23 protein-coding genes and 1 tRNA gene are annotated in these 21,080 nt (G+C 51.4%); 11 read left to right on the top strand and 13 right to left on the bottom strand.

What is annotated here, in order from left to right:
• Positions 1-169: 169 nt before the first annotated feature.
• Positions 170-964: a class II aldolase/adducin family protein gene (locus tag AC2JC8_RS02090; RefSeq protein WP_484594115.1), complete on the bottom strand. Its 795-nt coding sequence runs from the start codon at positions 962-964 to the stop codon at positions 170-172.
• A gap of 110 nt (positions 965-1,074) precedes the next feature.
• Here AC2JC8_RS02090 and AC2JC8_RS02085 point away from each other — a divergent pair, with 110 nt between their 5' ends.
• The gene (locus AC2JC8_RS02085) at positions 1,075-1,212 is read left to right on the top strand and encodes a hypothetical protein (protein ID WP_484400551.1); all 138 of its coding nucleotides are present in this window, start codon (positions 1,075-1,077) and stop codon (positions 1,210-1,212) included.
• Here AC2JC8_RS02085 and AC2JC8_RS02080 read toward each other — a convergent pair.
• Positions 1,209-1,514 carry a DUF6679 family protein gene (locus AC2JC8_RS02080; RefSeq protein WP_255131029.1) on the bottom strand — a complete coding sequence of 102 codons (306 nt, stop codon included), beginning with the start codon at positions 1,512-1,514 and terminating at the stop codon, positions 1,209-1,211. The genes AC2JC8_RS02085 and AC2JC8_RS02080 overlap by 4 nt on opposite strands.
• 61 nt (positions 1,515-1,575) lie before the next feature.
• Between AC2JC8_RS02080 and AC2JC8_RS02075 the strand changes: the two genes are divergently transcribed.
• The gene (locus AC2JC8_RS02075; protein ID WP_484400549.1) at positions 1,576-2,364 is read left to right on the top strand and encodes a creatininase family protein; all 789 of its coding nucleotides are present in this window, start codon (positions 1,576-1,578) and stop codon (positions 2,362-2,364) included.
• On the top strand, positions 2,361-2,654 hold the full coding sequence (gatC, locus tag AC2JC8_RS02070) for an Asp-tRNA(Asn)/Glu-tRNA(Gln) amidotransferase subunit GatC (RefSeq protein ID WP_255131000.1): 294 nt from the start codon (positions 2,361-2,363) through the stop codon (positions 2,652-2,654). Before AC2JC8_RS02075 ends, gatC begins: the two co-directional genes overlap by 4 nt.
• Here the strand turns inward: gatC and crtR are convergent.
• From crtR to AC2JC8_RS02055, 3 genes are all read right to left on the bottom strand, one after another.
• Positions 2,651-3,631 carry a beta-carotene hydroxylase gene (gene crtR, locus AC2JC8_RS02065; RefSeq protein WP_484594114.1) on the bottom strand — a complete coding sequence of 327 codons (981 nt, stop codon included), beginning with the start codon at positions 3,629-3,631 and terminating at the stop codon, positions 2,651-2,653. The genes gatC and crtR overlap by 4 nt on opposite strands.
• A 47-nt stretch (positions 3,632-3,678) precedes the next feature.
• A complete protein-coding gene (locus AC2JC8_RS02060) occupies positions 3,679-4,263 on the bottom strand; it encodes a hypothetical protein (protein WP_484594113.1) in 585 nt (194 codons plus the stop codon).
• 76 nt (positions 4,264-4,339) lie between these two features.
• A tRNA-Leu gene (locus AC2JC8_RS02055) sits at positions 4,340-4,421 on the bottom strand.
• A 51-nt stretch (positions 4,422-4,472) separates the two neighbouring features.
• Here AC2JC8_RS02055 and ileS point away from each other — a divergent pair.
• Entirely contained in the window at positions 4,473-7,766 is a 3,294-nt protein-coding gene (ileS, locus tag AC2JC8_RS02050) for an isoleucine--tRNA ligase (RefSeq protein WP_484594112.1), read from the top strand.
• 58 nt (positions 7,767-7,824) lie between these two features.
• Here the strand turns inward: ileS and AC2JC8_RS02045 are convergent, their stop codons facing one another.
• On the bottom strand, positions 7,825-8,439 hold the full coding sequence (locus AC2JC8_RS02045; RefSeq protein ID WP_484400544.1) for a DUF3177 family protein: 615 nt from the start codon (positions 8,437-8,439) through the stop codon (positions 7,825-7,827).
• Between the two features lie 89 nt (positions 8,440-8,528).
• On the opposite strand from AC2JC8_RS02045, the gene AC2JC8_RS02040 reads away from it, so the two are divergent.
• Genes AC2JC8_RS02040 through AC2JC8_RS02025 form a run of 4 tightly spaced genes read left to right on the top strand, consistent with a single transcriptional unit; the run spans position 8,529 to position 12,699 of the window.
• Positions 8,529-9,782 (top strand): FIST signal transduction protein, encoded by a 1,254-nt coding sequence (locus AC2JC8_RS02040; RefSeq protein WP_484400542.1) that lies wholly within the window; start codon positions 8,529-8,531, stop codon positions 9,780-9,782.
• On the top strand, positions 9,783-10,445 hold the full coding sequence (gene trmB, locus AC2JC8_RS02035; RefSeq protein ID WP_295475259.1) for a tRNA (guanosine(46)-N7)-methyltransferase TrmB: 663 nt from the start codon (positions 9,783-9,785) through the stop codon (positions 10,443-10,445).
• 18 nt (positions 10,446-10,463) lie between these two features.
• A complete protein-coding gene (locus tag AC2JC8_RS02030; RefSeq protein WP_484419892.1) occupies positions 10,464-11,774 on the top strand; it encodes an IctB family putative bicarbonate transporter in 1,311 nt (436 codons plus the stop codon).
• The gene (locus AC2JC8_RS02025) at positions 11,767-12,699 is read left to right on the top strand and encodes a BadF/BadG/BcrA/BcrD ATPase family protein (RefSeq protein ID WP_484594111.1); all 933 of its coding nucleotides are present in this window, start codon (positions 11,767-11,769) and stop codon (positions 12,697-12,699) included. Before AC2JC8_RS02030 ends, AC2JC8_RS02025 begins: the two co-directional genes overlap by 8 nt.
• Here the strand turns inward: AC2JC8_RS02025 and glmM are convergent.
• A complete protein-coding gene (gene glmM / locus AC2JC8_RS02020) occupies positions 12,688-14,064 on the bottom strand; it encodes a phosphoglucosamine mutase (RefSeq protein WP_484594110.1) in 1,377 nt (458 codons plus the stop codon). The two genes, AC2JC8_RS02025 and glmM, sit on opposite strands and share 12 nt — an antisense overlap.
• 59 nt (positions 14,065-14,123) lie before the next feature.
• Complete coding sequence (locus tag AC2JC8_RS02015; RefSeq protein WP_484400537.1) at positions 14,124-14,390, bottom strand: hypothetical protein; 267 nt, start codon at positions 14,388-14,390, stop codon at positions 14,124-14,126.
• On the opposite strand from AC2JC8_RS02015, the gene AC2JC8_RS02010 reads away from it, so the two are divergent.
• Complete coding sequence (locus AC2JC8_RS02010; RefSeq protein ID WP_484400536.1) at positions 14,390-16,135, top strand: lytic transglycosylase domain-containing protein; 1,746 nt, start codon at positions 14,390-14,392, stop codon at positions 16,133-16,135. The genes AC2JC8_RS02015 and AC2JC8_RS02010 overlap by 1 nt on opposite strands.
• A 24-nt stretch (positions 16,136-16,159) precedes the next feature.
• On the opposite strand, the gene AC2JC8_RS02005 is transcribed toward AC2JC8_RS02010, so the two are convergent.
• Positions 16,160-16,651: a hypothetical protein gene (locus tag AC2JC8_RS02005; RefSeq protein WP_484419894.1), complete on the bottom strand. Its 492-nt coding sequence runs from the start codon at positions 16,649-16,651 to the stop codon at positions 16,160-16,162.
• Between the two features lie 76 nt (positions 16,652-16,727).
• Complete coding sequence (locus AC2JC8_RS02000) at positions 16,728-17,132, bottom strand: 4Fe-4S binding protein (protein WP_295456885.1); 405 nt, start codon at positions 17,130-17,132, stop codon at positions 16,728-16,730.
• 54 nt (positions 17,133-17,186) lie between these two features.
• On the opposite strand from AC2JC8_RS02000, the gene AC2JC8_RS01995 reads away from it, so the two are divergent.
• Entirely contained in the window at positions 17,187-17,744 is a 558-nt protein-coding gene (locus AC2JC8_RS01995; RefSeq protein WP_484400533.1) for a thioredoxin domain-containing protein, read from the top strand.
• Here AC2JC8_RS01995 and AC2JC8_RS01990 read toward each other — a convergent pair.
• The gene (locus AC2JC8_RS01990) at positions 17,712-18,809 is read right to left on the bottom strand and encodes a UDP-N-acetylglucosamine--N-acetylmuramyl-(pentapeptide) pyrophosphoryl-undecaprenol N-acetylglucosamine transferase (RefSeq protein ID WP_484594109.1); all 1,098 of its coding nucleotides are present in this window, start codon (positions 18,807-18,809) and stop codon (positions 17,712-17,714) included. The genes AC2JC8_RS01995 and AC2JC8_RS01990 overlap by 33 nt on opposite strands.
• 49 nt (positions 18,810-18,858) lie before the next feature.
• Here AC2JC8_RS01990 and AC2JC8_RS01985 point away from each other — a divergent pair, with 49 nt between their 5' ends.
• Positions 18,859-19,608, top strand: coding sequence for a hypothetical protein (locus AC2JC8_RS01985; RefSeq protein WP_484400531.1), 750 nt, complete (start codon positions 18,859-18,861; stop codon positions 19,606-19,608).
• A 27-nt stretch (positions 19,609-19,635) separates the two neighbouring features.
• Here AC2JC8_RS01985 and AC2JC8_RS01980 read toward each other — a convergent pair whose 3' ends face one another.
• Both AC2JC8_RS01980 and AC2JC8_RS01975 read right to left on the bottom strand, forming a co-directional pair.
• Complete coding sequence (locus AC2JC8_RS01980; protein WP_484594108.1) at positions 19,636-19,797, bottom strand: hypothetical protein; 162 nt, start codon at positions 19,795-19,797, stop codon at positions 19,636-19,638.
• 14 nt (positions 19,798-19,811) lie between these two features.
• On the bottom strand, positions 19,812-21,017 hold the full coding sequence (locus tag AC2JC8_RS01975; RefSeq protein ID WP_484400530.1) for a phosphoglycerate kinase: 1,206 nt from the start codon (positions 21,015-21,017) through the stop codon (positions 19,812-19,814).
• Between the last annotated feature and the right edge of the window lie 63 nt (positions 21,018-21,080).

The following is a 21,080-nucleotide window of genomic DNA, read 5'->3' as shown; positions in this document are numbered from 1 at the left end:
GCAACTGGAAACCACTAAATTTCAATATTGGTGCAATCGTGTGATTGGCCTAGGTAAATTAGAATTCAAACAAACAGATCCCAGCCAAGAGGCTAGCTGCCTTAAACTTGCAGAAACACTTTGGCAACTAAGTGCAAAGCAGATCAATGCATCTATCACATAAAGCCGCTTAATCAAACATATCGATATCCGTTGCTTTTATCTCCTCCCAAAAGGATTGAAAACCATACCAACCTGCAAGTTCATTTCCAATTTGCTGGCTTGTATAACTTGCCCACTCATCTCTTATTAATTTTGGAGTTCCAGCAGCTTCTGCTAATAGCTGCGCTTGGCAGCAACGCTCCATTGCAATAAACCAAAACGCAGCTGAATCTATTGTTTCACCAACAGTGAATAAACCATGGTTTTGATGAATTGCAGCTTTCCCAACCATGAAATTATCTGCAAACTTATTGGCGGATTCCTGCTCTAATACCACCTTGCCGCCATCAACTGAAATCAATTGATGCTGTTTATAAAAACTGCATGCATCTTGAGTAATTGGATCAAGCTGTTTACCAAGGCTTGAAAATGCTTTGCCATAGGGTGAATGGGCATGGGCTGCTGCTATCACTTCAGGCCTTCTTTGATGAATCGCCGCATGCAATACAAATGCAGCACGATTAACAGGCAATTCACCAATCACAACATCACCTCTATGATTTACTAATAATAAATCACTAATGCACACCCTCTTAAACGACATTGCAAATGGATTTACCCAAAAATGATCCATGTATTCAGGATCCCGGGCCGTGATATGACCAGCCACACCCTCTCCAAAACCCAAGTCACCAAATATCCTTAATGCACCTACCAAACGCTCCTTACGATGTTGCCTTTCCTGTTTTAGATCAGAAAAAACTGGTGGCGCAAATTTCCTCAGTTGCTTTGGGGTGAGCTGAACCCCATCAATTTCATACATACCAACAAACCGTAACCACCAGAAATAAACCTAAAACCCACACCAAACGCGGCAACCAACCATGGTTTTAAGCGCCAGAATAAAATTCATAAGCATCCAATCACTGCCCAATGGAATCAGCTGGAATCACCCTTGGCCAACTTCTACCGCTACTAACAGTGCTGTTCAGCATCAGCTTGTTTGTGTTTGGCAGCACCGGTGGTTACTACGACACTGATTCCTACGACGGCAATGGCACAGCCCACTAAGGCTGAGGTTTTAATTGTTCTGCCTCTGGGCATTCACCTTGCTCAGCCACGATCAAATCCTCAGAAGCAGCACTACGGCTGAAAAATGCTAATCGGGTGCTCACTGCACCAATTGAATCGATCCGCACAATTTCTTCCCAACTGTGCAGTTCGTCTTCTTCCTCAGCGTCGTAACGCAAAGTAACGCAATCGCCTTCAATCTCCAGGATTTTGGCCTGTTCGATCCAGCGTTGCTGATCTCGCAGAAATACCCACACCGGGCGTTGTTCTGCGCTGAACTGATAGAGCTTGCGTTGCAACATGGTCGAGGCGCTCCCGCGCGCTATCGCCATCCTAGGCAGGCTCCGCCACTATTTTGCAGCGATGACAACAACTTCACCAGCTTTAAACACCGAAGCGATCCGCCTGCAGCTGCGCAGCTGGCCGGAAGTTGAAACCTACCTACTGCGCTGCAAGGGAATAATCGTTCCACTTGGTTCCACCGAACAGCATGGCCCCACTGGTGCAATCGGCACCGATGCCCTCACAGCAGAAGCTGTTGCCCTTGAGGTGGGGCGCCGCAGTGGTGTGCTCGTAACACCAGTTCAAGCTTTTGGCATGGCTGAGCATCACCTGGGCTTCCCTGGCACCGTGAGCCTGCAACCCAGCACCTTGCTGGCAGTGATGCGGGATGTGGTGCTCTCGCTGGCGGGCCACGGCTTTGAACGGATCTTTGTAATCAATGGCCATGGCGGCAACATCGCCACCAGTCGTGCTGCTTTTGCTGAAGCCTATGGAGAAGCGCGGCGGCGCCAGCTACCTGTAGCCGGGCAATTGCAATGCAAATTGGCAAATTGGTTTATGGCTGGTGCTGTGATGCGGGAAGCGCGGGAGCTCTACGGCGATCGGGAAGGGCACCACGCCACCCCAAGTGAAATTGCCCTCACCTTGCACCTAGAACCAAGCCTCGAACAACTGCAAAAACCCTTAGCGGAAGCCGCACCCGCCGGACCAATCCACGGACCGGATGATTTCCGCCGCCGCCACCCCGATGGCCGCATGGGTTCTGATCCATTTTTAGCAAAAGCAAGCCATGGCGAGCGTCTGCTCGATCTAGCCGCCACCTCCCTCTGCAAAGATCTAGAGGAATTCCTCACCCCTAGCGCCCCATGAGCCGCATCAGCGCCAATGACGTACGCAAAGTGGCCCAGCTGGCGCGGCTGCAATTAAGCGATGAAGTAATTGAAACTTTTACACCGCAGCTAGAGGAAATTATTGATTTTGTTGCTCAATTAGAAGAGATCGATACAACGAATGTTGCCCCTACTACCAGGGCCGTGGAGGTGGTTAATGTATGTAGAGAAGACGTAGTTAATACTACAGAAGTGAGGGAAGAATTATTAGATCTTGCCCCTGAGAGGGAAGGTGATTTTTATCGAGTTCCTAAAATATTGGCCGACTAAGATCTAGGGCCTACTGATGTTTTGTGAAGCAGTGAAATCAACTTTCTTTTATCAGAAAACCTAGGGACAAATGCAGCAAGCCAGCGCAACTTTGATCGATTGCGGCTATGGCTGCGAATTCCGATAATAATATCGTATAAAAAATTTCCAAAATCATTAAAAGATTCAAAGATACCAATTCTTTGTGGTGAACTGTGTTTGTCTAGTAGTGGTTTTGTTGCTCGATAAGCCTTTTGATATAGGAACCAAGGGATCGATGGCCAGAGGTGATGTATGAGGTGATAATTTTGCCCCATAATTAAAATATTCATGGTTTTACCTGGATATACCCGGGCATTGTGCCAACGATTTCTTGAGTGAAAGGGGCGATGGGGCAGATAATCAAAAAACAATCCAAGCGTTACGCCCACCATCAATGCTGGAGCAAACCAGCAATTAAATACAAATTGCAAGTTCCCCCCCTGAGCAGCCGCAACAATAATAAAAACAAAGATTGTGCGCGCTAGGGCCCATTCAAATAATTCATATCTACGCCACAAACGCCGCTGGAAAAAGAAATATTCGTGATAGAAAAATCTTGGTGCTATCAGCCAAAGGGGGCCAAAAGTTGAAACGATATGGTCTGGATCATGTTTTGGATCATTTACATGGGCATGGTGTTGAAGGTGCACCCTTGTGAAAACAGGAAAGCTAAATCCCAAAAGCAAAGCTGCCCCATGGCCCATAAAGGCATTCCAAAAATTATTTGGATGGGCTGCGTTATGGCAGGCATCGTGGATAACAGTGCCCTCTAGATGCAGAGCAAGGAAACCTGTTAAAACTAAAACTGGCAGAGCCCAATGGCCAACAAACCAACCCCAAATAGTTAGGGTAGCTAATAAATATCCGCCAATAAATAATCCCAGCGTTGGATTCCACGCGGGAGGGGGTTCAACAAATTCGCGGGGCACTGATCGCAGCGCTGCAGAGTCGCTCATGAAATCCAGCCTAAAAAGCCACCAGCGCAAGAGCCAGGAAGTTGATTTTAGCCGTTTTCTTTAGCGATGAGCTGGGGCAGCAACGTGTGGGTGGGTTGGCGGCGACCAGGCCTTCCGCAACTCAAATCCAGTAGCCCCATCACCTTGTCTGGGGGAAACGTATTTGCTACCCAACGAGCCTCCAATTCATAAAGGCGTTGATCTGGGGGATATGCAGAAAAAATATGCAGCTTTTCCTGCGCCGGGGTGGAAGCCATCATTTTCTGTTGCAGCTGATCTAACCCCTTGGAAAGGGGTGCGGCCTCCCTACAGATCTGCATCACATGAACCGATTCATGGGCAAGGGTGTTCCAGTGGGTTTCCGCTTGGGGCGGCATGGTGTTTTTACACATCAAGATCTGGCCGATGCGATGGTTGTAAAGGCCCTCCAACCCCTTGGAGCAGCTATTGGAATGCACCACCTTCACCCCATGGAGCGCAAGGCGCTGCTCTAACTCCTGCAACTGCAACCAACTGGCGGCCACAGGGGTTGGGAATCCAGCGCTCAACTGATGAAAAGAGCCTTGCAAAGGCAAGGCAGAACCAAGTGATGCCGCAGCTAGGAAAGAAACCAGCAGTGCACGCGCCGCCAAGGCAGGAGCCCATAATGACAAACCATGGTCTCGAGAGACCAGTGCTGCGACTAGCTACATATTTATTTTAGATTTATGCCCACCGGGGGACTTGAACCCCCACGACCTAAGCCACTGGTACCTAAAACCAGCGCGTCTACCGATTCCGCCAGGTGGGCGTATTAGCAACTCTAAACAGCGCTTGAATATGGGCAGCCTTAAACCACCCATTGCTGGCCAATTTGATTGGTGTGCTGGCCCTTATTGCCGGCCTCTTACTGCTTTTCCTGCCGTTGCTGGCCTCTGATCTAACTCGCCCCCGAGATAGTTTCTGGGGTGCCCTAGTGCTGCTGCTAGGCCTGGTGCTGATTACCACCGCCGAGCGGTTAAGGGGTGCCCCAATGCTTGCGGTGCTTTGCGCTGGATTGCTAATAGCTCGATTAACAAACGAGGTGGCCGCTAACCGCTGGAATGCCTTAGCCCCTCAACAAAAAGAACAGCTTGCCGATCTTGCCCTCTGGCGCCAGCGCTTAGTTGCCACAGCAAAAAGGCTCCAAACCCTGTTCGGTTCATTAAAGAAAGCAAACCAAAAACCAGCAGCAACAAAAAAATGGGTGCGCGTGGATAATCAACAGCTGAATGCCCCTGCAGAATTGCAGGCAAGCAAAATCTCTTACAAGGACAGCCTGAACCTGCTGGAAACCCCGTTTTCAATGCGGGCTAATGCCAAAACCCGTGAACCAGAACTCCAAAATTTCTGGCATGAAATAGGCCTATACGAGCAATTAAGCCGCCACAACCCCGGCAGGCCCTTCACCCTGCACGATGGCCCCCCATACGCCAATGGAGCGTTGCATGTGGGCCATGCTTTAAATAAAACCCTAAAAGACATTGTTAATAAATATCAGCTGATGCAAGGGCGGCGAGCCCGATTCATACCCGGTTGGGATTGCCATGGCTTACCAATCGAATTAAAAGTGCTGCAAGGCATCAGCCAAGCGGAGCGCTTAAAACTCAGCCCCCTTGATCTAAGGCGTCGCGCCCATGCCTTCGCCCTTGAACAGGTGGAAATCCAAAAGCAGGGCTTTCGCAGGTGGGGGATCTGGGCTGATTGGGATAGCCCTTACTTAACACTGCAAAAGAAATATGAAGCGGCTCAAATTGATGTTTTTGGCCGCATGGTGCTGGCGGGCCATGTATATCGCGGCCTAAAGCCTGTGCACTGGAGCCCCAGCTCCCGCACAGCCCTTGCAGAAGCTGAGCTCGAATATCCAGATGGCCATATTTCACCGAGCGTTTATGTGGCCTTTGCGGTGCTTAAGCCCAGCCCCGCATTAGCTGCATGCCAAGCCCTTGAAAATCTGCAGCTCGCAATTTGGACCACCACCCCCTGGACCCTGCCCGCAAACCAAGCAGTGGCCGTGAACGGTACACTTAATTACGCCGTTTGCGCTGATGGGAAGGGTCGCACTTTAATCATTGCAGAGGATTTAGTAGAAAATCTACGCACAAAGTTAGATCTGAATCTAGAAAGTTTATTTATCATTAAAGGTGTTGATCTTGAAGGCACTAGCTATCAAAACCCCATCTTAGATCGCATTAGTGAAGTAGTAATAGGTGGCGACTACATCACAACTGAAACCGGCACTGGCCTTGTGCACACTGCCCCAGGCCATGGTGTGGATGATTTTAATACCGCCAAAACCTACAATCTCCCTGTTATTTGCCCCGTAGATGAGGGGGGCACTCTCACCGCAGAAGCGGGTATCTTTGCAGGCTTAAATGTATTAAAAGATGCTAATTCTGTGATCATTAGTGCTTTAAAAGAAGCCAATGCTCTTCTCCTAGAGCATCCATATGAACACCGCTACCCCTACGACTGGCGTACAAAAAAACCAACGATCTTCCGTGCTACAGAACAGTGGTTTGCATCTGTTGAAGGCTTTCGCAGCGAGGCGCTTAAGGCCATATCAGAAGTGGAGTGGATTCCAACAAGTGGGCGCAATCGCATCGAAGGAATGGTTAAAGAACGTGGCGATTGGTGCATAAGCCGCCAACGCACTTGGGGGGTGCCAATCCCGGTTTTCTACCATCGCAGCAGTGGAAAAGTGTTATTAAATAGCGAAAGCTTAAATCATATTCAAGCCCTGATTTCTAAACATGGCGCTGATGTGTGGTGGGAAAAAGATGAAGTAGATCTGCTACCCGAAAGCTATGCCGCAGAGGCAGATCAATGGCGCAAAGGCACAGACACAATGGACGTGTGGTTTGATTCAGGCTCATCCTGGGCCAGTGTTCTTGGTGAAGAAACAGACCTCAATTATCCAGCAGATCTCTATCTAGAAGGCTCTGATCAACATCGAGGCTGGTTCCAAAGCAGTTTGCTCACTTCAGTGGCTGTGAACGGCTGCGCCCCCTACTTAAAAGTATTAACCCATGGCTTCACCCTTGATGAAAAAGGGCGCAAAATGAGTAAATCATTGGGTAATGTTGTAGATCCAGCTGTAATTGTAGAGGGGGGCAAAAATGAGAAACAAGAACCCGCCTATGGCGCTGATGTATTAAGGCTTTGGGTGAGCTCAGTTGATTATTCAGCTGATGTGCCGCTCGGATCTGGCATCCTTAAACAACTTGGCGATGTGAATCGCAAGGTAAGAAATACAGCTCGATATTTATTGGGCAATTTACATGATTTCAATCCCAAAGAAGATGCCATAAATTATGAAAACCTACCATTATTAGATAAGTGGATGCTATATCGCACAGCTCTTGTGATCGATGAGGTTACAGAGTATTTTGAAAATTATGAATTCTACCGTTTCTTTCAAACGCTTCAGAATTTCTGCGTTGTTGATCTCTCTAATTTCTACCTTGATATCGCCAAAGATCGCCTTTATGTAAGTGCAGCAGATTCCCATCGCCGCCGCAGCTGTCAAACAGTTTTAGCTTTAATTGTAGAACGTTTAGCTGCTTTAATTGCACCGGTGTTATGTCATATGGCAGAAGATATTTGGCAAAATTTACCTTACGAAGTTAGTGAGAAATCAGTATTTCAACGGGGTTGGCCCGCAGCCGCAAACGAATGGAAAGGCGAGCTGCAAATAAGCCTTAGTTCAAATGTAACCAGCTTGATCGAATTGAGATCCCAAATAAATCGTTTATTGGAGAGCTGCAGAAACAAACAGGAGGCTGCGTCGATTGGATCTTCCCTTGAAGCCCAGGTGCAGATTGAACTTGGCCATGGCGATCAAGCTGATGCCCTCACAACCGCTCTTCAACAATTAGCTGCTAGCAATTACCCGGAAGTTGACAACTTAGCAGATTGGTTATTAGTTAGCGAACTATCATTCAACTCCGCTCCATTTACTGAACCTCTGGCTGAATTTTGCAGTGATGGCGTTACCTTACGGATCGCCCGTGCCGCTGGTGAAAAATGCGAACGCTGCTGGCATTACTGCACAGATATCGGTGAAAATGCAATTCACCCAAGCATCTGCGGACGTTGCATTGAAGTGATTTTATAACTTTTATAAGTTATTAATTAGTTATTAATTAGTTATTAATTGGCAACTTCTGAGTTAGCTAAAACCCTCCCGCCAAGCGACCCTGGCGCGGCAAGCGCACCAGCAGCCATTGGATTACCCCCACCCCATAAGCCGCAAGCCCCAAATAACCAAAGAAGCCAGATACTGCGGCTGTCCATTGGGCGCCAAAGAAGAAGCCCAGCACCAAAGCCAGCACCCCTTGGAAATGACCCGGCGCCTCTAGCCAGAGGGCGCAGCTAGCTGCTGGTGCTTGCCCCCAAGCGCAACCCAAGGCCATTGCACTCAAGCCAAATCCCAGCAGGCTTAATGCCGTTAAGGCCCAACGCCACAGCCGCATCGTGAAAGGCAAGGCTCGAAACGGCGGCAGATCGGCCAACTCTTCATTTAGATCTACCCAAAACCACAACGACACCACAATTAATAACTGGGCCAAGGTGGCCGTTATGAATGCCATTGGCCTAGCTGCTGCCATCAGCAGCACTGTTATCCCCAGCAAGCTGCTCACTTTCCAATACAAATTCAGCAATCGCACCAAAGCAGGCTCCTGCCGCATTGCCGCCCACACCAGTAACACCAGTGGCAAACCCACGGCAAACACCAGCTCCAAGCGATAAATCATCCACACCAAACTGCGTAGCAGAGGAAGGGCCATGGAAAAGATTGAGTTTGGGCCATTATCCGCAACATGATCCGCAATCAGTTCAGCACTGGCATTAAGGTCGAAAAACTATCCGCCCCTTCATGCTGCAACTGTTTAAAGGCAGCAAATCCACTCCTCTGGTGCGCACTGCCCTTTCCCAGCAGCCTGCACTAGAGCAAGCGGTTGCTGAATTAGCCCAGCAATTGAAAGGGCTTGGTGAGATGGATCTCGCCCTTGTATTTGCCAGTAGTAGTTACGCCAGTGATCTACCAAGGCTGCTGCCTTTGCTGCAAAAGCAATTGCGCTGTAGCCACTGGCTCGGCGCTTGCGGTGGTGGCGTAATTGGCACAAATACAACCGGAATACCGCAAGAAATCGAATCCGGCCCAGCTATCAGCATCACTTTGATGCGCTTACCGGGGGCAAAACTGAGCCCATTTCAGATCAACCTCAACAAATTGCCCGATCTCGATGGACCACGGGAACCATGGATGGAGGCCGTTGGGGCAGATCCAGAAGCCGGTGGGGCGATGTTGATCTGGATTGATCCAGCCAGTAGTGGCATAAACGATCTGATCAGCGGCCTTGATTACGGTTACCCAAGCATGGCCAAGCTCGGCGGCTTGGCTGGTCAACACAGCGCAAACCATGGTGGTTTGTTTTTTGGCGATCAAGTTTGCAACGGTGCTGTGGGTTGCGTGATCAGCGGCACCTTCAGCCTCCAGCCATTGGTTGCTCAAGGCTGCCGGCCGATTGGCCCCATATTTGAAGTGGCTCAAGCTCAACGCAATGTGCTGCTTGAATTGCGCCAAGGCGATGCCTTGCGGAACCCCCTAGCAGCTTTACAAGGCCTGATCGGCGAGCTGCCCAGCAGTGATCGAGATCTACTGCGCAATGCCCTGTTTGTGGGTTTAGGAAAGGAGAGCTTCAGCATGCCAAATCCAGAAACACCACAGGTATCGCCCTTTTTAGTGCGCAATTTGATGGGTATGGATCCGCGCCTTGGCGCAATTGCTGTAGCCGATCGCTTACGCATTGGGCAGCAACTGCAATTCCAATTGCGCGATGGCAACAGCTCGCGCCAGGAATTGCATGAACTGCTAAAAATCCAGCAGCAGCAACAGCCAAAACCTCTAGCTGCCTTGCTTTTTGCCTGCCTTGGTCGCGGCAAGGGGCTCTATGGCGAAGAAAATGTTGACGTGGGCCTCTGCCGTGATCTTTTCCCTGATGTGCCCGTTGCCGGTTTGTTTTGCAATGGTGAGATCGGCCCCGTGGCAGGCAGCACCCAAATGCATGGCTACACCGCAAGTTGGGCTTTTCTTGTGCCAAACCCTGAGCTAGAGCCCGGTAAGTAGTTGCGGCAACACGTAAATCCCCTCAGCAGTTTTTACCAACTGGAACGCCAGCTGCCAGCAATTGCTGAGCTGTTTCCAGATCCAGCCCTTCCCCTCCACCTAGATATTGGTTGTGCCAGGGGGCGATTTCTTTTAGCCCTCGCTCCCCAAAGGCAAAACCACAATCACTTAGGCCTTGAAATCCGCAGGCCATTGGTGGATTTAGCGGAGGCTGATCGCCGCAAGCTGGAACTAACGAATCTCTATTTTCTTTTTTGTAATGCCAATATTAGCCTTGAAGATTGGCTACAACAATTACCACCAAATCTTTTGAAGCTGGTAACAATTCAATACCCAGATCCATGGTTTAAAAAAAGGCACCACAAACGCCGAATGGTGCAACCATCTTTAATCACTGCCCTAGCGAAGGCGATGGCGCCTGATGCACAACTATTTCTGCAAAGTGATGTGCCCGAGGTGATTCGCTTAATGCTGGAGGCTGTTGATAATTGCCAGGCTATTGATAACACTCATGTTTTTTACCCCTGCGATGGCGGCAGCTGGATGGAGCTAAACCCTTTCCCTTATGCCACTGAGAGGGAAGCTCAGGTGCTCGAAAAAAACCTGCCTGTTTATCGCAGGCTCTATGCAAAACGCGCTGGCTCCATAATCCAAACCAACTAAGTTTTAAAAGTGCCGTTTATGGATTCAACCCCTGCGATCCCGTGGTTGCTGCGTTGGCAGGGGCTATGGCATAGAGGCGCAAAATCAAGCCGGTTACAACCTCTATTACCACAGCTGGCGGGGGGGTTATTGGTGGCGCTGCTGCTGCTGCTACCCCTCGCCGATCGCGGCGGGCTTGGCTTATTGATAAGCGCTTGCAGTGTGTTGTGGCTTGTTTGGTGCCTTTCCGCCCCCCCAAGTTCAAAACCGCTGGGGGCAATTAATGGCTGGTTGCTGGCTTATCTCGCCTTGGCGCTGCTCGCCACAGGGTTCTCGCCCGTGCCTGCTGCTGCTGCAAAAGGTTTATTCAAATTATTGAGTTACTTAGGCGTTTATGCATTGATGCGCAGGCTTTTGGATGAAGCCCCCCGTTGGTGGGATCGATTACTCGCTGGCCTGCTGCTGGGTGAGCTAATTACTGCCGTGATCGGCTTGCGGCAGTTATATGGCAACACCACTGAGTTGGCTCGTTGGGCTGATCCAAATTCTGTTGCTGATGGCACGCAGCGGATCTACAGCAGCCTTGAAAATCCGAATTTACTTGCTGGATATTTAATCCCAATCTTGCCGCTTGCCTTAGTGGCTTTGCTGCGTTGGAAGAGCCCTTGGTTGCGCTTATTTGCCCTTACTAGCTTTGTATTAGGTGCCGTTGCAATGCTGTTCACCTACAGCCGAGGCGGCTGGATTGGCATGGTGCTGGCCCTTGCTGTTTTAGGCCTACTTCTATTACTGCGTTTCAGCCGTTTACTAGCAGCTCCTTTAAAACGCTGGTTGCCGCCATTAGTAATCGCTTTTGTGGTGCTGGCCTTAGTGGTTGCAGCCGTGAAGGTGGAACCACTGCGGGTGCGGCTGATGAGCATGGCTGCCGGCCGGGAAGATAGCTCCAACAACTTCCGCATCAACGTGTGGTTAGCAGCTATCGAGATGATTCAAGATCGCCCCTGGCTTGGTATTGGCCCTGGAAACACAATTTTCAACTTGATCTATCCCCTTTACCAGCAGCCGCGTTTCACCGCTTTAAGTGCCTATTCAGTGCCCCTTGAACTTGCAGTTGAAACCGGCATTCCCGGTTTGCTTGCGGTTTTTGGATTGCTAATTACAAGCTTAAAAATTGGCTTCAGCCAGATCCATAGAGATTTGTTTTTAAGCCTGCCTTGCCTTGGTGCAATTGCTGCTTTGGTGGGGTTAGCGGGCCATGGCTTTGTAGATACGATCTTTTTTAGGCCTGAGGTGCAAATCAGCGGCTGGTTTGTGCTCGCAACCCTTGGCGCCAAAAAAACGGATGACTAAATCAATCGTTTTAGCTGGATTTGATGCCGGCCAAACCCATACCCGCTGCCGCCTTGCTTTAGCTGATGGCACCGTTTTAGCTGAAGGGGAAGGCAGTGGCGTAAGCCACCTCAGCAGTGCCGGCGGCCCAGAACAATTTCAACAAGCCCTACGCAGCAGCTTTAATGCGGCAAGCAGTTGTTGTGAATTAAAAGAGCCAATCCAAGCTGCTGCGATTGGGGCCAGTGGCATTGAGCTCCATAGCCCCACTCAAGGCCTTGGCACCCGTTTAGCCCAAGAAACCCTGGCGATGCAGGCGGTTTTGGTAACTGGTGATGAACGCACTGCCCTTGCCGGCGCCTTTCCCGCTGGAGCAGAAGGCATTGTTTTAATCAGCGGCACTGGCGCCATTGCCGTTGGACGCAATCAATTAGGCAAGCAACATCGCTGTGCTGGTTGGGGTTGGTTGGTTGATGGGGTGGGTAGTGCCATGGATATCGGCCGCGACGGCTTAGCCCTCAGCCTGCGGATGGCCGATGGACGCCTCGCCGAAACAAAGCTCAAATCTGTGCTGTGGGCTGCCCTTGGCGTTAGCCAGCCCCATGAATTAAAAGCTCTGGTGGTTGATCCAAGCTTCGGCGCTGCAGGATTTGCCCGCCTTGCCCCTTTGGTGAGCGATCTAGCTGCAAGCGGTGAAATCAATGCCCAAAACGTTATATGCATTGCTGGCGAAGAATTGGCCTTGATGGTGGAGGGGGTAGCTACCGCCCTTGAGATGCAAAAGGTGCCGCTTTGCTGTTTTGGTGGAGCGATCGAACACCTCCCTCCACTGCAAGCAAGTTTTCAGGCTGTGTTGCAACAGCGGCTGCCTGGCTGCAGCCTGCAAAAACCCCTAGGAGATGCCTGCCATGGCGCTTTACAACTGGCCGGGGAGTTACTTATTTAATTCCCGCTCTGCAATTACCGAGAGGGTATTAGTCCAGCGATCTACTAATTCCGAGCTAGAGGCCTCCACCATCACTCTTAGTAGCGGTTCAGTGCCGGAAGCGCGCACTAAAACCCTCCCCTCTGTTGCCATTTCCGCCTCTGCCTGGGCCACCGCTTCCACTAACGGGATGCATTTCTGCCATTCCTTACGGCGTTCACGGTTTGGCACCTGCACGTTTTGCAAGCGTTGCGGATAAGAAACAAAACTCTGGTTGCGGCGATCCGCCAAGGTTTCACCTTTTTCTAAAAGCGCCGCAAGTTGCAAAGCAGTAAGCAAACCATCACCGCTCATGCCGTGATGAGCGCAAAGAATATGGCCCGATTGCTCACCGCCAAGGGCTGCTCCCTGCTGCTCCATAGCTTGATGCACAAATTGATCTCCCACAGCAGTGCGCTCAAGTGCGCCGCCACGGCTGTTCCAGGCCCGTTCAAAACCAAGATTGCTCATCACGGTTGCTATGAGCAACTGTTTTGGCAAGTGGCCCGCTGCCGCTAAAGCAGAGCCCCACATAAACAAAATGTGATCACCATCAACCAAGCGGCCCTGGCCATCCACTGCCAACACCCGATCGGCGTCACCATCAAAAGCAAAACCCATCTCAGCGCCGTGTTGCAACACCGCCTGCTGCAATGGCTCCAAATGGGTGCTACCGCAACCCACATTGATGGCCTCGCCATCAGGGGTGCTATGGAGCTCTATCACATCAGCGCCAAGGCTCCTAAATAATTCCGTGCTGCAGGCAGTGGCAGATCCCCAGCAAAGATCCAACACGATGCGTCTACCGCTGAGCTGGTTATCACCCAGCCCCTGCCGCACTAATTGGCGGTAGTTATTAAGCAGGTCTTGGCGTTGATAGATGTTGCCGCAACGGTTCAGCGCTGGGATTAATTCTCCCCGCAAACCCAACTCAATCGCTTGCTGTTGCCGCCTACCCAACTTGGCGCCACCGGCTGCAAACAACTTGATGCCGTTGTCTTGCGGCGGGTTATGGCTAGCCGAAACCATCACGCCACCTGCTGCCCCGAGCTGTTGCACCAACCGCGCCACAGCGGGTGTGGGGCATAACCCCAGGTTCCACACCTCACGGCCAGCGGCAGTGAGGCCAGCTTCCAAAGCCGCAGACAACATCGCCCCACTAGTGCGGGAATCGCGGCCGATCAACACTGGCCCATCCCCTTGCAACACCTGCCCGCCCCAGTAGCCCACTTGGAGAGCTAATGCGGGGGTCATCAAAGTGCCAACGCGGCCGCGAATGCCATCCGTGCCAAAGCTCACACCTGCAGGAAAAGGGGAACCCACCGGGTGGCCAGAAAGATCAGCCATGGCAGAAAAATCTCTTGCCCGAAGGGTAACCGCAGCTGCTGATCACCAGCTAAAGCCCCCTACTGCCAGCGTTGGGGCCGCCAAGCAAGGGCCGCTAGTTCAATGGCGCCCCAAAGCAGCAAGGCGCCAATTACAGCGCCAGGCAACCACTGAAAAGGTGGAATTGGCCGCAATAACCAACTGCCAAGGCCTAGGGATACGGCTACGGCACAGCGGCGTTTTTGCAGCTCTAAGGGCAAAAGATCTGGCCCTAAATAGCGCTGCAACCGCTGTAAAAACCCGAGCGCTGAATTAAGCAATTTGAATAGCCGGATCAACAAAGCCATTGTTGCCCCCATACGATGCCAGCGCCAATAGAGCAGAAAAGGTGTTGGGCATAGAACAACGGGGAGCAGCGGGATTAGCTGCTGTTGCCTTGGGCACTGCCATTGCTTTAGGGGCATTGCAGCAGCAGCTAGTTCGCCAAAGGCCCAGCCTTAATAGCAACAGCGATTTATCTTTTTTGCGCCGCAGCGCCAAGTTTGATCCCGATCCACAGCGTCGAAGGGAGGCACGCCTAATCCTTGTAGGCCAACAGGTTGATAGCGCCAGCCAATTGGAATTATTGCGGGGGCAAGGCTGGGGGAATCCCAGCCAGGAGAAACTTCTGGCGCCAATCAGCCTCAAATTGGAGGCGCTAGCCCAAGCGCAATTGGGCCAAGCAGAAGCAGCTAAAAAAAGCTGGCAATACCTGTTTAAACAGTTTCCCGCCGCTCCCCCCAGCGCTGATGCTCTTTACGCCTTAAGCAAACCCGTGGAATTGTTTAAACAATTTCCGGCCCATCCCGCCGCCTTAGCAGCAGCGCTTAAGTGGCAACAGCAAAGGGGTGGCAGCGAAGCAGGCTTGCACCTGGCTCGTTATGGCAAGCGCTGGCCTGGTGCCGGGGCAGCAATGGCAGCCGCCTGCAAGCAATCGAAACAGCCTGTGAGCGCTGAAAACAAGCAACTACTGGCAGCTGGCTTAGTTGCCCAAGGGGATCTAGCAGCAGCAAATCGCTGCCTAGGCGATAAAAAAACGAAGCTGCAAGAAGAAGTTGAACCGCTCAGTGCCGTTAGCAAAGCCTGGCAAATAACTAGAGAATTACTTGTAAAACGCCAATGGGCAAAGGCCTACAACTTCCTCGCCCAAGCAAACCCAGATAAACAAAGCGCTCCAATCGCTGCGCGCAGCCGCTTTTGGATGGGGTTATGCGCCTGGCAGCAGGGCCAAACAGCAGAGGCAAGGGCTATTTGGCAAAACCAATTGCAGCAATATCCCTATGGCTATTACGCCTGGCGGGCCAGTGTTCGCCTAGGGGTTGCAGCGCCAGCGCCAACGCAAGCTGCAAACAGGGCTGGTTTACTGCCCGCACCGTTAGCAAAATTAGAAAGCCTGGGCTTGCATACTGAAGCTTGGGAGCATTGGCGCACCTGGCGCTTGGGCCAATCGGCGCAAACAGCGGCAGATCTTTGGCGGGAAGGCCAGTTGCGGCTTGCGGTGGGGGATCGCTGGCTAGGGCTTGCTCAACTTGATAGCGCAGCCCTGGCTGGAGTAGCCAGCAACAAAGAACAACAAAGCCTTCTGGAGAGGCAGAGGCATCCATTAAGTTTCAGCGCAGAACTTGGCGCTGCTGCTCGCAAAGCGGGGATCGAACCACTGCTGCTCCAAGGGGTAGCCCGGCAGGAATCACGGCTAAATACAACGGTGCGGTCGCCGGCTGGGGCGGTGGGGCTTCTGCAACTGATGCCCGCTACGGCGCAGGAACTAGCAGGGGCAAAACTCACGGATATGGAGCTGGAAAAAGCAAGCCTTAATTCCCAACTAGGGGGGCGCTATTTAAAACAAATGCTTGTGAAATCAAACGGCAATATCTTCCTTGCTGTTGCCAGTTACAACGCCGGGCCAGGGGCAGCTGGCAGCTGGCTAAATGAAACATTGCAGCAAATTCCTGAATTATGGGTAGAAGCAATTCCATACCCTGAAACTAGAATCTACGTAAAAAGTGTGCTCGGTGGCAAATTTAGCTACGAACAAATAAGCCGCCTTAAATAAATTAAATATATTTAATTGTTTAACTTACCGACCCCCTAGAAGCCCAAGCTCGATTAAGTTTCTTACTATTGGCCATTGAAGCAATTCCAGGTGCATCATTTCACCATAGGTTATAAAAAACATTATAAATGCAGTAAATCCAAACAAAGCCAGCCATGATGATGGCCAAATTCTTAAACGCACTAAATCAAGCCTCGCCAGCAATAACGCACTGGCTAACACTAAAAAATCTGAGAAGCCTGGAAGATACAGCAAGTACATGCCTCCAACCACAACCAACAAAAGAGTTAAAACAAGCGTTAATACCTTACTTGCTGCCATAAATAAAGACAGCTGACGTAATACTAAATCTGGTAATGTGCAGAAAAGTGTAATAACAAATACTTGGGCTAAATTAAAAATCCAGAATGCTTCATCCACCATTGTTGCGTCTATCCCACCACCCCTGATTCCATCTTGTTCAAATCCCCAATGAACACCCAAATAAAAACTAATCAACCCCAGCAGGCTGATCATCGGTGCCCTGATAGGCAGTAGTAACAATTTCGCAGATCCGTTCATAACAAAGATGCGTTTAGAAAAAATGCTGTTGTTAAAGGGTGAGGCTGATGGCATCCAGGGGGCATACCGCTATGCATTGTTCGCAAACAACGCAGCGGCGCAGATCAAACTGCAATTGCCATTTTGGTGCCCTGCAACTCAAAGCACCACTAGGGCACACACTGGAGCAGATGCCGCAATCCACGCAACGCTCCGGATCGATATGTATTTCTCCAGCGGCACTGGTGATCTCTAGCCCAATATCCCTTAACCATTGCTCAGCTGCCGCCAGCTCATCTATATCGCCGGAGAGTTCCACCACCATGGTGCCCCTTTGATTTGGGGCCATTTGGGCCTTGATGATGCGGGATGCCACGTCGTAATCAACCGCCAGGCGGTAAGTGATCGGCTGATGCACCGCTTCACGGGGAAACAGCAGTGTGAGCCTGCGTTTCAAGGCAAGATTTTCATAGTGCTGCCAGCATGGCAGCGATTCTTATTTCTGGCTGCCATGGGAGCTTCCCCCACCCCTGCTCGCCGCATACCTCAATTGGTATTGCTAGCTGTTGCCCTGCTGGTGGTGGCTATCACCTGGCTGCAAGGAACCCTCGGCCCTGGTGATCTGCTCGATCAATTGGCGCGCCGTTCGGTACCCCTAAATCAAGCCCTAAGCAACGGCAAACCAAGCCTTGTGGAATTTTATGCCGATTGGTGTGAGGCCTGTCGCAGCATGGCACCTGCCATGGCAGACCTCGAAAAACAACATCCTGAAATCAATTTGGTGATGCTCAACGTTGATAACCCCACCTGGCAACCTGAATTGCAACGCTGGCAGGTAAACGGCATCCCACACCTCCAACTTTTTGATAGCAAAGGGGAATCGGTGGGTCGTTCGGTGGGTTTGCGTTTGAACGCTGAATTACTAAGCCTTGCTGCTGCCTTAAGCGAAGGCCGCTCCCTTCCCGATCTAGCTGGGGTTGGAGCGGTGAGCAGCCTGGATGATGAATCTAAAATCGGCCGAGAAAACTCAATAAATTCAGCGGCGGCGGGTCCGCGTAGCCATGCTTAATTCACACAGCAAATTCACCAATTGCTGATCCGCATCCCGCACCGCTAGCCGGGCCATGCCTGCTGCTAACTGCGTTAGCGGATCTGCGCTCCCCTCGGCGCCCCTTAAACGAGGGCCTAGCAAACGCCAAAGCATGCGGCTCAAGGGCTGCCCCTCAGGTTGATGCTGCAGCATTAATACGGCTGCGCCAACCGCCATACATGCCTCGGCGTTAGCTACTTGATGATTATCGGCCGCTTGGGGGAAAGGCACCAATAGGGCAGGGGTGTTGCAGGCCGCAAGTTCGCTGATGCTGCCGGCCCCAGCCCTACTTATTGCCAGGTTGCAATGCTGCAATAGGCCAGGGATTTCGTTGCTGAATTGCCGCTCCACATAGCCGGGATGCTGCAGGCTGCCGAAATCTGGATCATGGCTGCCGCTGAGTTGCACAACTCTGCAACCCTGAGCTAACAATGCCGGCAGCAGTGGCCGCACCATCCGATTCAGCCCCAATGCCCCCTGGCTGCCACCAATCACCAGCAGCAAGGGCCCCTTTCCCTGTGGCACCCACTCAGGGCAAGGGGCTGGGGCAAGAAAGCCCTGCCTAACAGGGGTGCCGGTAACCAGGGGGTGGCATGCGGGTAGAAATTGTTGCGCCTGGGGAAACCCAAGGGCAACTTTTTGGCAATAGCGGCCAAGCAAGCGGGTAACGCGGCCTGGTGTGGCATTTGATTCATGCAACACCACAGGAATGCCGCACCATTTAGCTGCCAATATTGCTGGGGCAGCTATGTAGCCACCAGTGGTGAATACCACCTCGCATTGCTGACGGCGCAACAACTGCGCAACAGGAATGGTGCTCGCAAGCAACTGCCACAACTGCAGTAGTTTTTTAAAACCACGCCCCTGCAATCCGCAAGCCCGCACCGTATGCAACGGGTAATGGGTTGGCACAAGCTCACGCTCGAGGCGATCAGGCACCCCAAGCCAGCTCACCTGCCATTCAGATGGCATGCAATCTGCCACTGCGAGGGCCGGGAACAAGTGGCCACCAGTGCCGCTGGCAGCGATCAAAAGCCGGGCCATGAACTTTGGGCAGGCGGCGCCTAACTTAAGGCTAGTTAGTGCATTTTTCGTGTTTGTTTCCCTGCGGCGTTTATTTCCCCACGCCCTTGGAGCCTTAATTGCCTTAGTGCCGATCTCCGCAATACAGACCAGCGCCCAAGCACGTTTGAGTGAAGATTTAGTGCGCGCATTGGAAAATGCACTCAATAGCAACAACAGCGCTGGCCTCAATGCTCTTTTAGAAAAAGGACCAGGCCTAAACCCCGCCGGCTTAGAAAACAGGGTGCAAATGCTGCGTCAAACCTTTGGAGATGCCCGCTGGCAATTGAGCAATGGGCCAGATCTCAAAGACGGCCGCAGCACTCTGCTCATAAAAGTTACCGGTAGCCATCAAGAAGCAGGCCGTAGTTTTCGCTTAGAAGCAAATCAAAAGTTAGCGGTGCAACAAAACGGTAAAAAGTTAAGTTCCCAAGAAATAATTGGTCAAGAATCTATATTGCGCAGCGGCAAAAAAGATCTTGAAGTAAGTGTAATAGCCCCGGAGGAGGTATTAACAGGCCAGCGTTATGATTTTGATGTGGTGGTGGATGAACCGCTAAAAGATGCTGTTCTAGCTGGCGGCGTTGTGGAAGTATCCAAAGAAGCAATTGCTAATTTGCGCAGCCCTGAAATATCTCTCGGTGCTTTAAATGGCGGCGGTATTTTCAAAACAATCCAGGCTACATATAAACCAGGAAGCCAATCTTGGGCTGTGCTTTTAATGCACCCAGAAGGCACAGTTAGCGTGAGCCGCATGGTGCGGGTGGTAGCGCGCCGCTAATTGCGGGAGTTTGCAAAATAAATATATTTAGCGTCCCAGTATTAGTGCAAGCGCGAATGCCAACGCGAATACTAGTAGCCACCAACGGGCCTTGCGGCCCATCGGTGCTCCGCGGCGGGGCAATAAGCGCCCCCCCTTACGTTGTTGCCAAAACTGCTTAGACAGTTCCCGTTCCCGATCAGTAACCACAACAGGCGATCAAATCAAGCCTCATTGAGGGCAGCTACCCCAGGCAACACCTTGCCCTCCAACAGCTCAAGGCTGGCACCACCACCGGTGGAAATATGAGACATCTTGTTTGCAACACCAACCTTTTCAACTGCTGCAACGGAATCGCCACCACCAATAATCGTGCAACAGCCGCTGCCGCTTAATTCGGCCAGGGTGTGGGCAATGGCATTTGTGCCGGCTGCAAATTTATCGAATTCAAAAACACCCATTGGGCCATTCCAAATCACAGTTTTGCAATCAGCCAAGGCCGCTTGAAACGCTTTGATTGAATCTGGACCAATATCTAAACCCATCCAGCCATCGGGGATCACATCAATTGCCACTGTTTGAGTGTTGGCATCAGGGGAAAAGTTGTCGGCCAGCACCACATCAGTTGGCAACAACAACTGCACACCCTTGGCAGCAGCTTTTGCCTCTAATTCCTTAGCTAGCTCCAGCTTGTCCTCTTCTACCAAACTCTTACCAACAGCTAAGCCACGGGCTTTGTAGAAGGTGAAGATCATGCCGCCACCGATTAAAACCTTGTCGCATTTATCGATCAACGCTTCCAAAACACCAATTTTGCTGCTCACCTTGGAGCCACCAACAATCGCTGCTAAGGGGCGTTTTGGCTCATCGATTGCACCCTGCAAATATTGCAGCTCTTTTTCCATCAGTAAGCCCGCCACACTGGGTTTGAGGTGAGCTGTTACACCTTCGGTGGAGGCGTGAGCGCGGTGCGCTGCACCAAAGGCATCATTTACATACATATCAGCCAGATTTGCCAACTTGGCAGCAAAAACTGGATCATTTTTTTCTTCCTCTGCAAAAAAGCGCACGTTCTCAAGCAGCACCACATCACCATCTGCCATTGCTGCCACCTTGGCTTCAGCATCTGGGCCGATGCAACTTTCTGTTTTAGGAACAGGCTTGCCAAGCAGTTCAGTTAAACGAACAGCCACTGGTGTTAGCCGCATCGCTTCATTCACCTCACCTTTGGGCCTGCCGAAGTGAGCGGCCAAAATCACCTTGGCACCGTTGCTGATCAGATGATTAATTGTGGGTAAGGCAGCGCGGATGCGGGTGTCGTCGCTTATGGCACCGGCTTCATCGAGGGGCACATTGAAATCAACCCGCACCAGCACACGTTTTGAGCGCAACTCATCAGCGGTGAGAACGGTGAGAGAGCGCTTAGCCATGGGTAAGAATTAAGGGAACGCTGCTGAGATTAACGCGGAATCACTTGCCACAAGCGATTGGCG

The sequence above is a fragment of the Synechococcus sp. genome, assembly GCF_982614295.1.
This window is presented reverse-complemented; position numbering and strand designations above follow the sequence as displayed.

What these genes read in the sequence shown, in the direction of transcription:
- AC2JC8_RS02030 (WP_484419892.1), top strand. Translation starts at nt 10,464, where the DNA reads ATGGATTCAACCCCTGCGATCCCGTGGTTGCTGCGTTGGCAGGGGCTA.
- AC2JC8_RS02080 (WP_255131029.1), bottom strand. Translation starts at nt 1,514, where the DNA reads ATGTTGCAACGCAAGCTCTATCAGTTCAGCGCAGAACAACGCCCGGTG.
- glmM (WP_484594110.1), bottom strand. Translation starts at nt 14,064, where the DNA reads ATGGCTGATCTTTCTGGCCACCCGGTGGGTTCCCCTTTTCCTGCAGGT.
- AC2JC8_RS02040 (WP_484400542.1), top strand. Translation starts at nt 8,529, where the DNA reads ATGCTGCAACTGTTTAAAGGCAGCAAATCCACTCCTCTGGTGCGCACT.
- gatC (WP_255131000.1), top strand. Translation starts at nt 2,361, where the DNA reads ATGAGCCGCATCAGCGCCAATGACGTACGCAAAGTGGCCCAGCTGGCG.
- AC2JC8_RS02090 (WP_484594115.1), bottom strand. Translation starts at nt 964, where the DNA reads ATGTATGAAATTGATGGGGTTCAGCTCACCCCAAAGCAACTGAGGAAA.
- AC2JC8_RS01995 (WP_484400533.1), top strand. Translation starts at nt 17,187, where the DNA reads ATGGGAGCTTCCCCCACCCCTGCTCGCCGCATACCTCAATTGGTATTG.
- AC2JC8_RS01990 (WP_484594109.1), bottom strand. Translation starts at nt 18,809, where the DNA reads ATGGCCCGGCTTTTGATCGCTGCCAGCGGCACTGGTGGCCACTTGTTC.
- AC2JC8_RS02025 (WP_484594111.1), top strand. Translation starts at nt 11,767, where the DNA reads ATGACTAAATCAATCGTTTTAGCTGGATTTGATGCCGGCCAAACCCAT.
- AC2JC8_RS02015 (WP_484400537.1), bottom strand. Translation starts at nt 14,390, where the DNA reads ATGGCTTTGTTGATCCGGCTATTCAAATTGCTTAATTCAGCGCTCGGG.
- crtR (WP_484594114.1), bottom strand. Translation starts at nt 3,631, where the DNA reads ATGAGCGACTCTGCAGCGCTGCGATCAGTGCCCCGCGAATTTGTTGAA.
- AC2JC8_RS02005 (WP_484419894.1), bottom strand. Translation starts at nt 16,651, where the DNA reads ATGATCAGCCTGCTGGGGTTGATTAGTTTTTATTTGGGTGTTCATTGG.
- AC2JC8_RS02075 (WP_484400549.1), top strand. Translation starts at nt 1,576, where the DNA reads ATGACAACAACTTCACCAGCTTTAAACACCGAAGCGATCCGCCTGCAG.
- AC2JC8_RS02045 (WP_484400544.1), bottom strand. Translation starts at nt 8,439, where the DNA reads ATGGCCCTTCCTCTGCTACGCAGTTTGGTGTGGATGATTTATCGCTTG.
- AC2JC8_RS02085 (WP_484400551.1), top strand. Translation starts at nt 1,075, where the DNA reads ATGGAATCAGCTGGAATCACCCTTGGCCAACTTCTACCGCTACTAACA.
- AC2JC8_RS01975 (WP_484400530.1), bottom strand. Translation starts at nt 21,017, where the DNA reads ATGGCTAAGCGCTCTCTCACCGTTCTCACCGCTGATGAGTTGCGCTCA.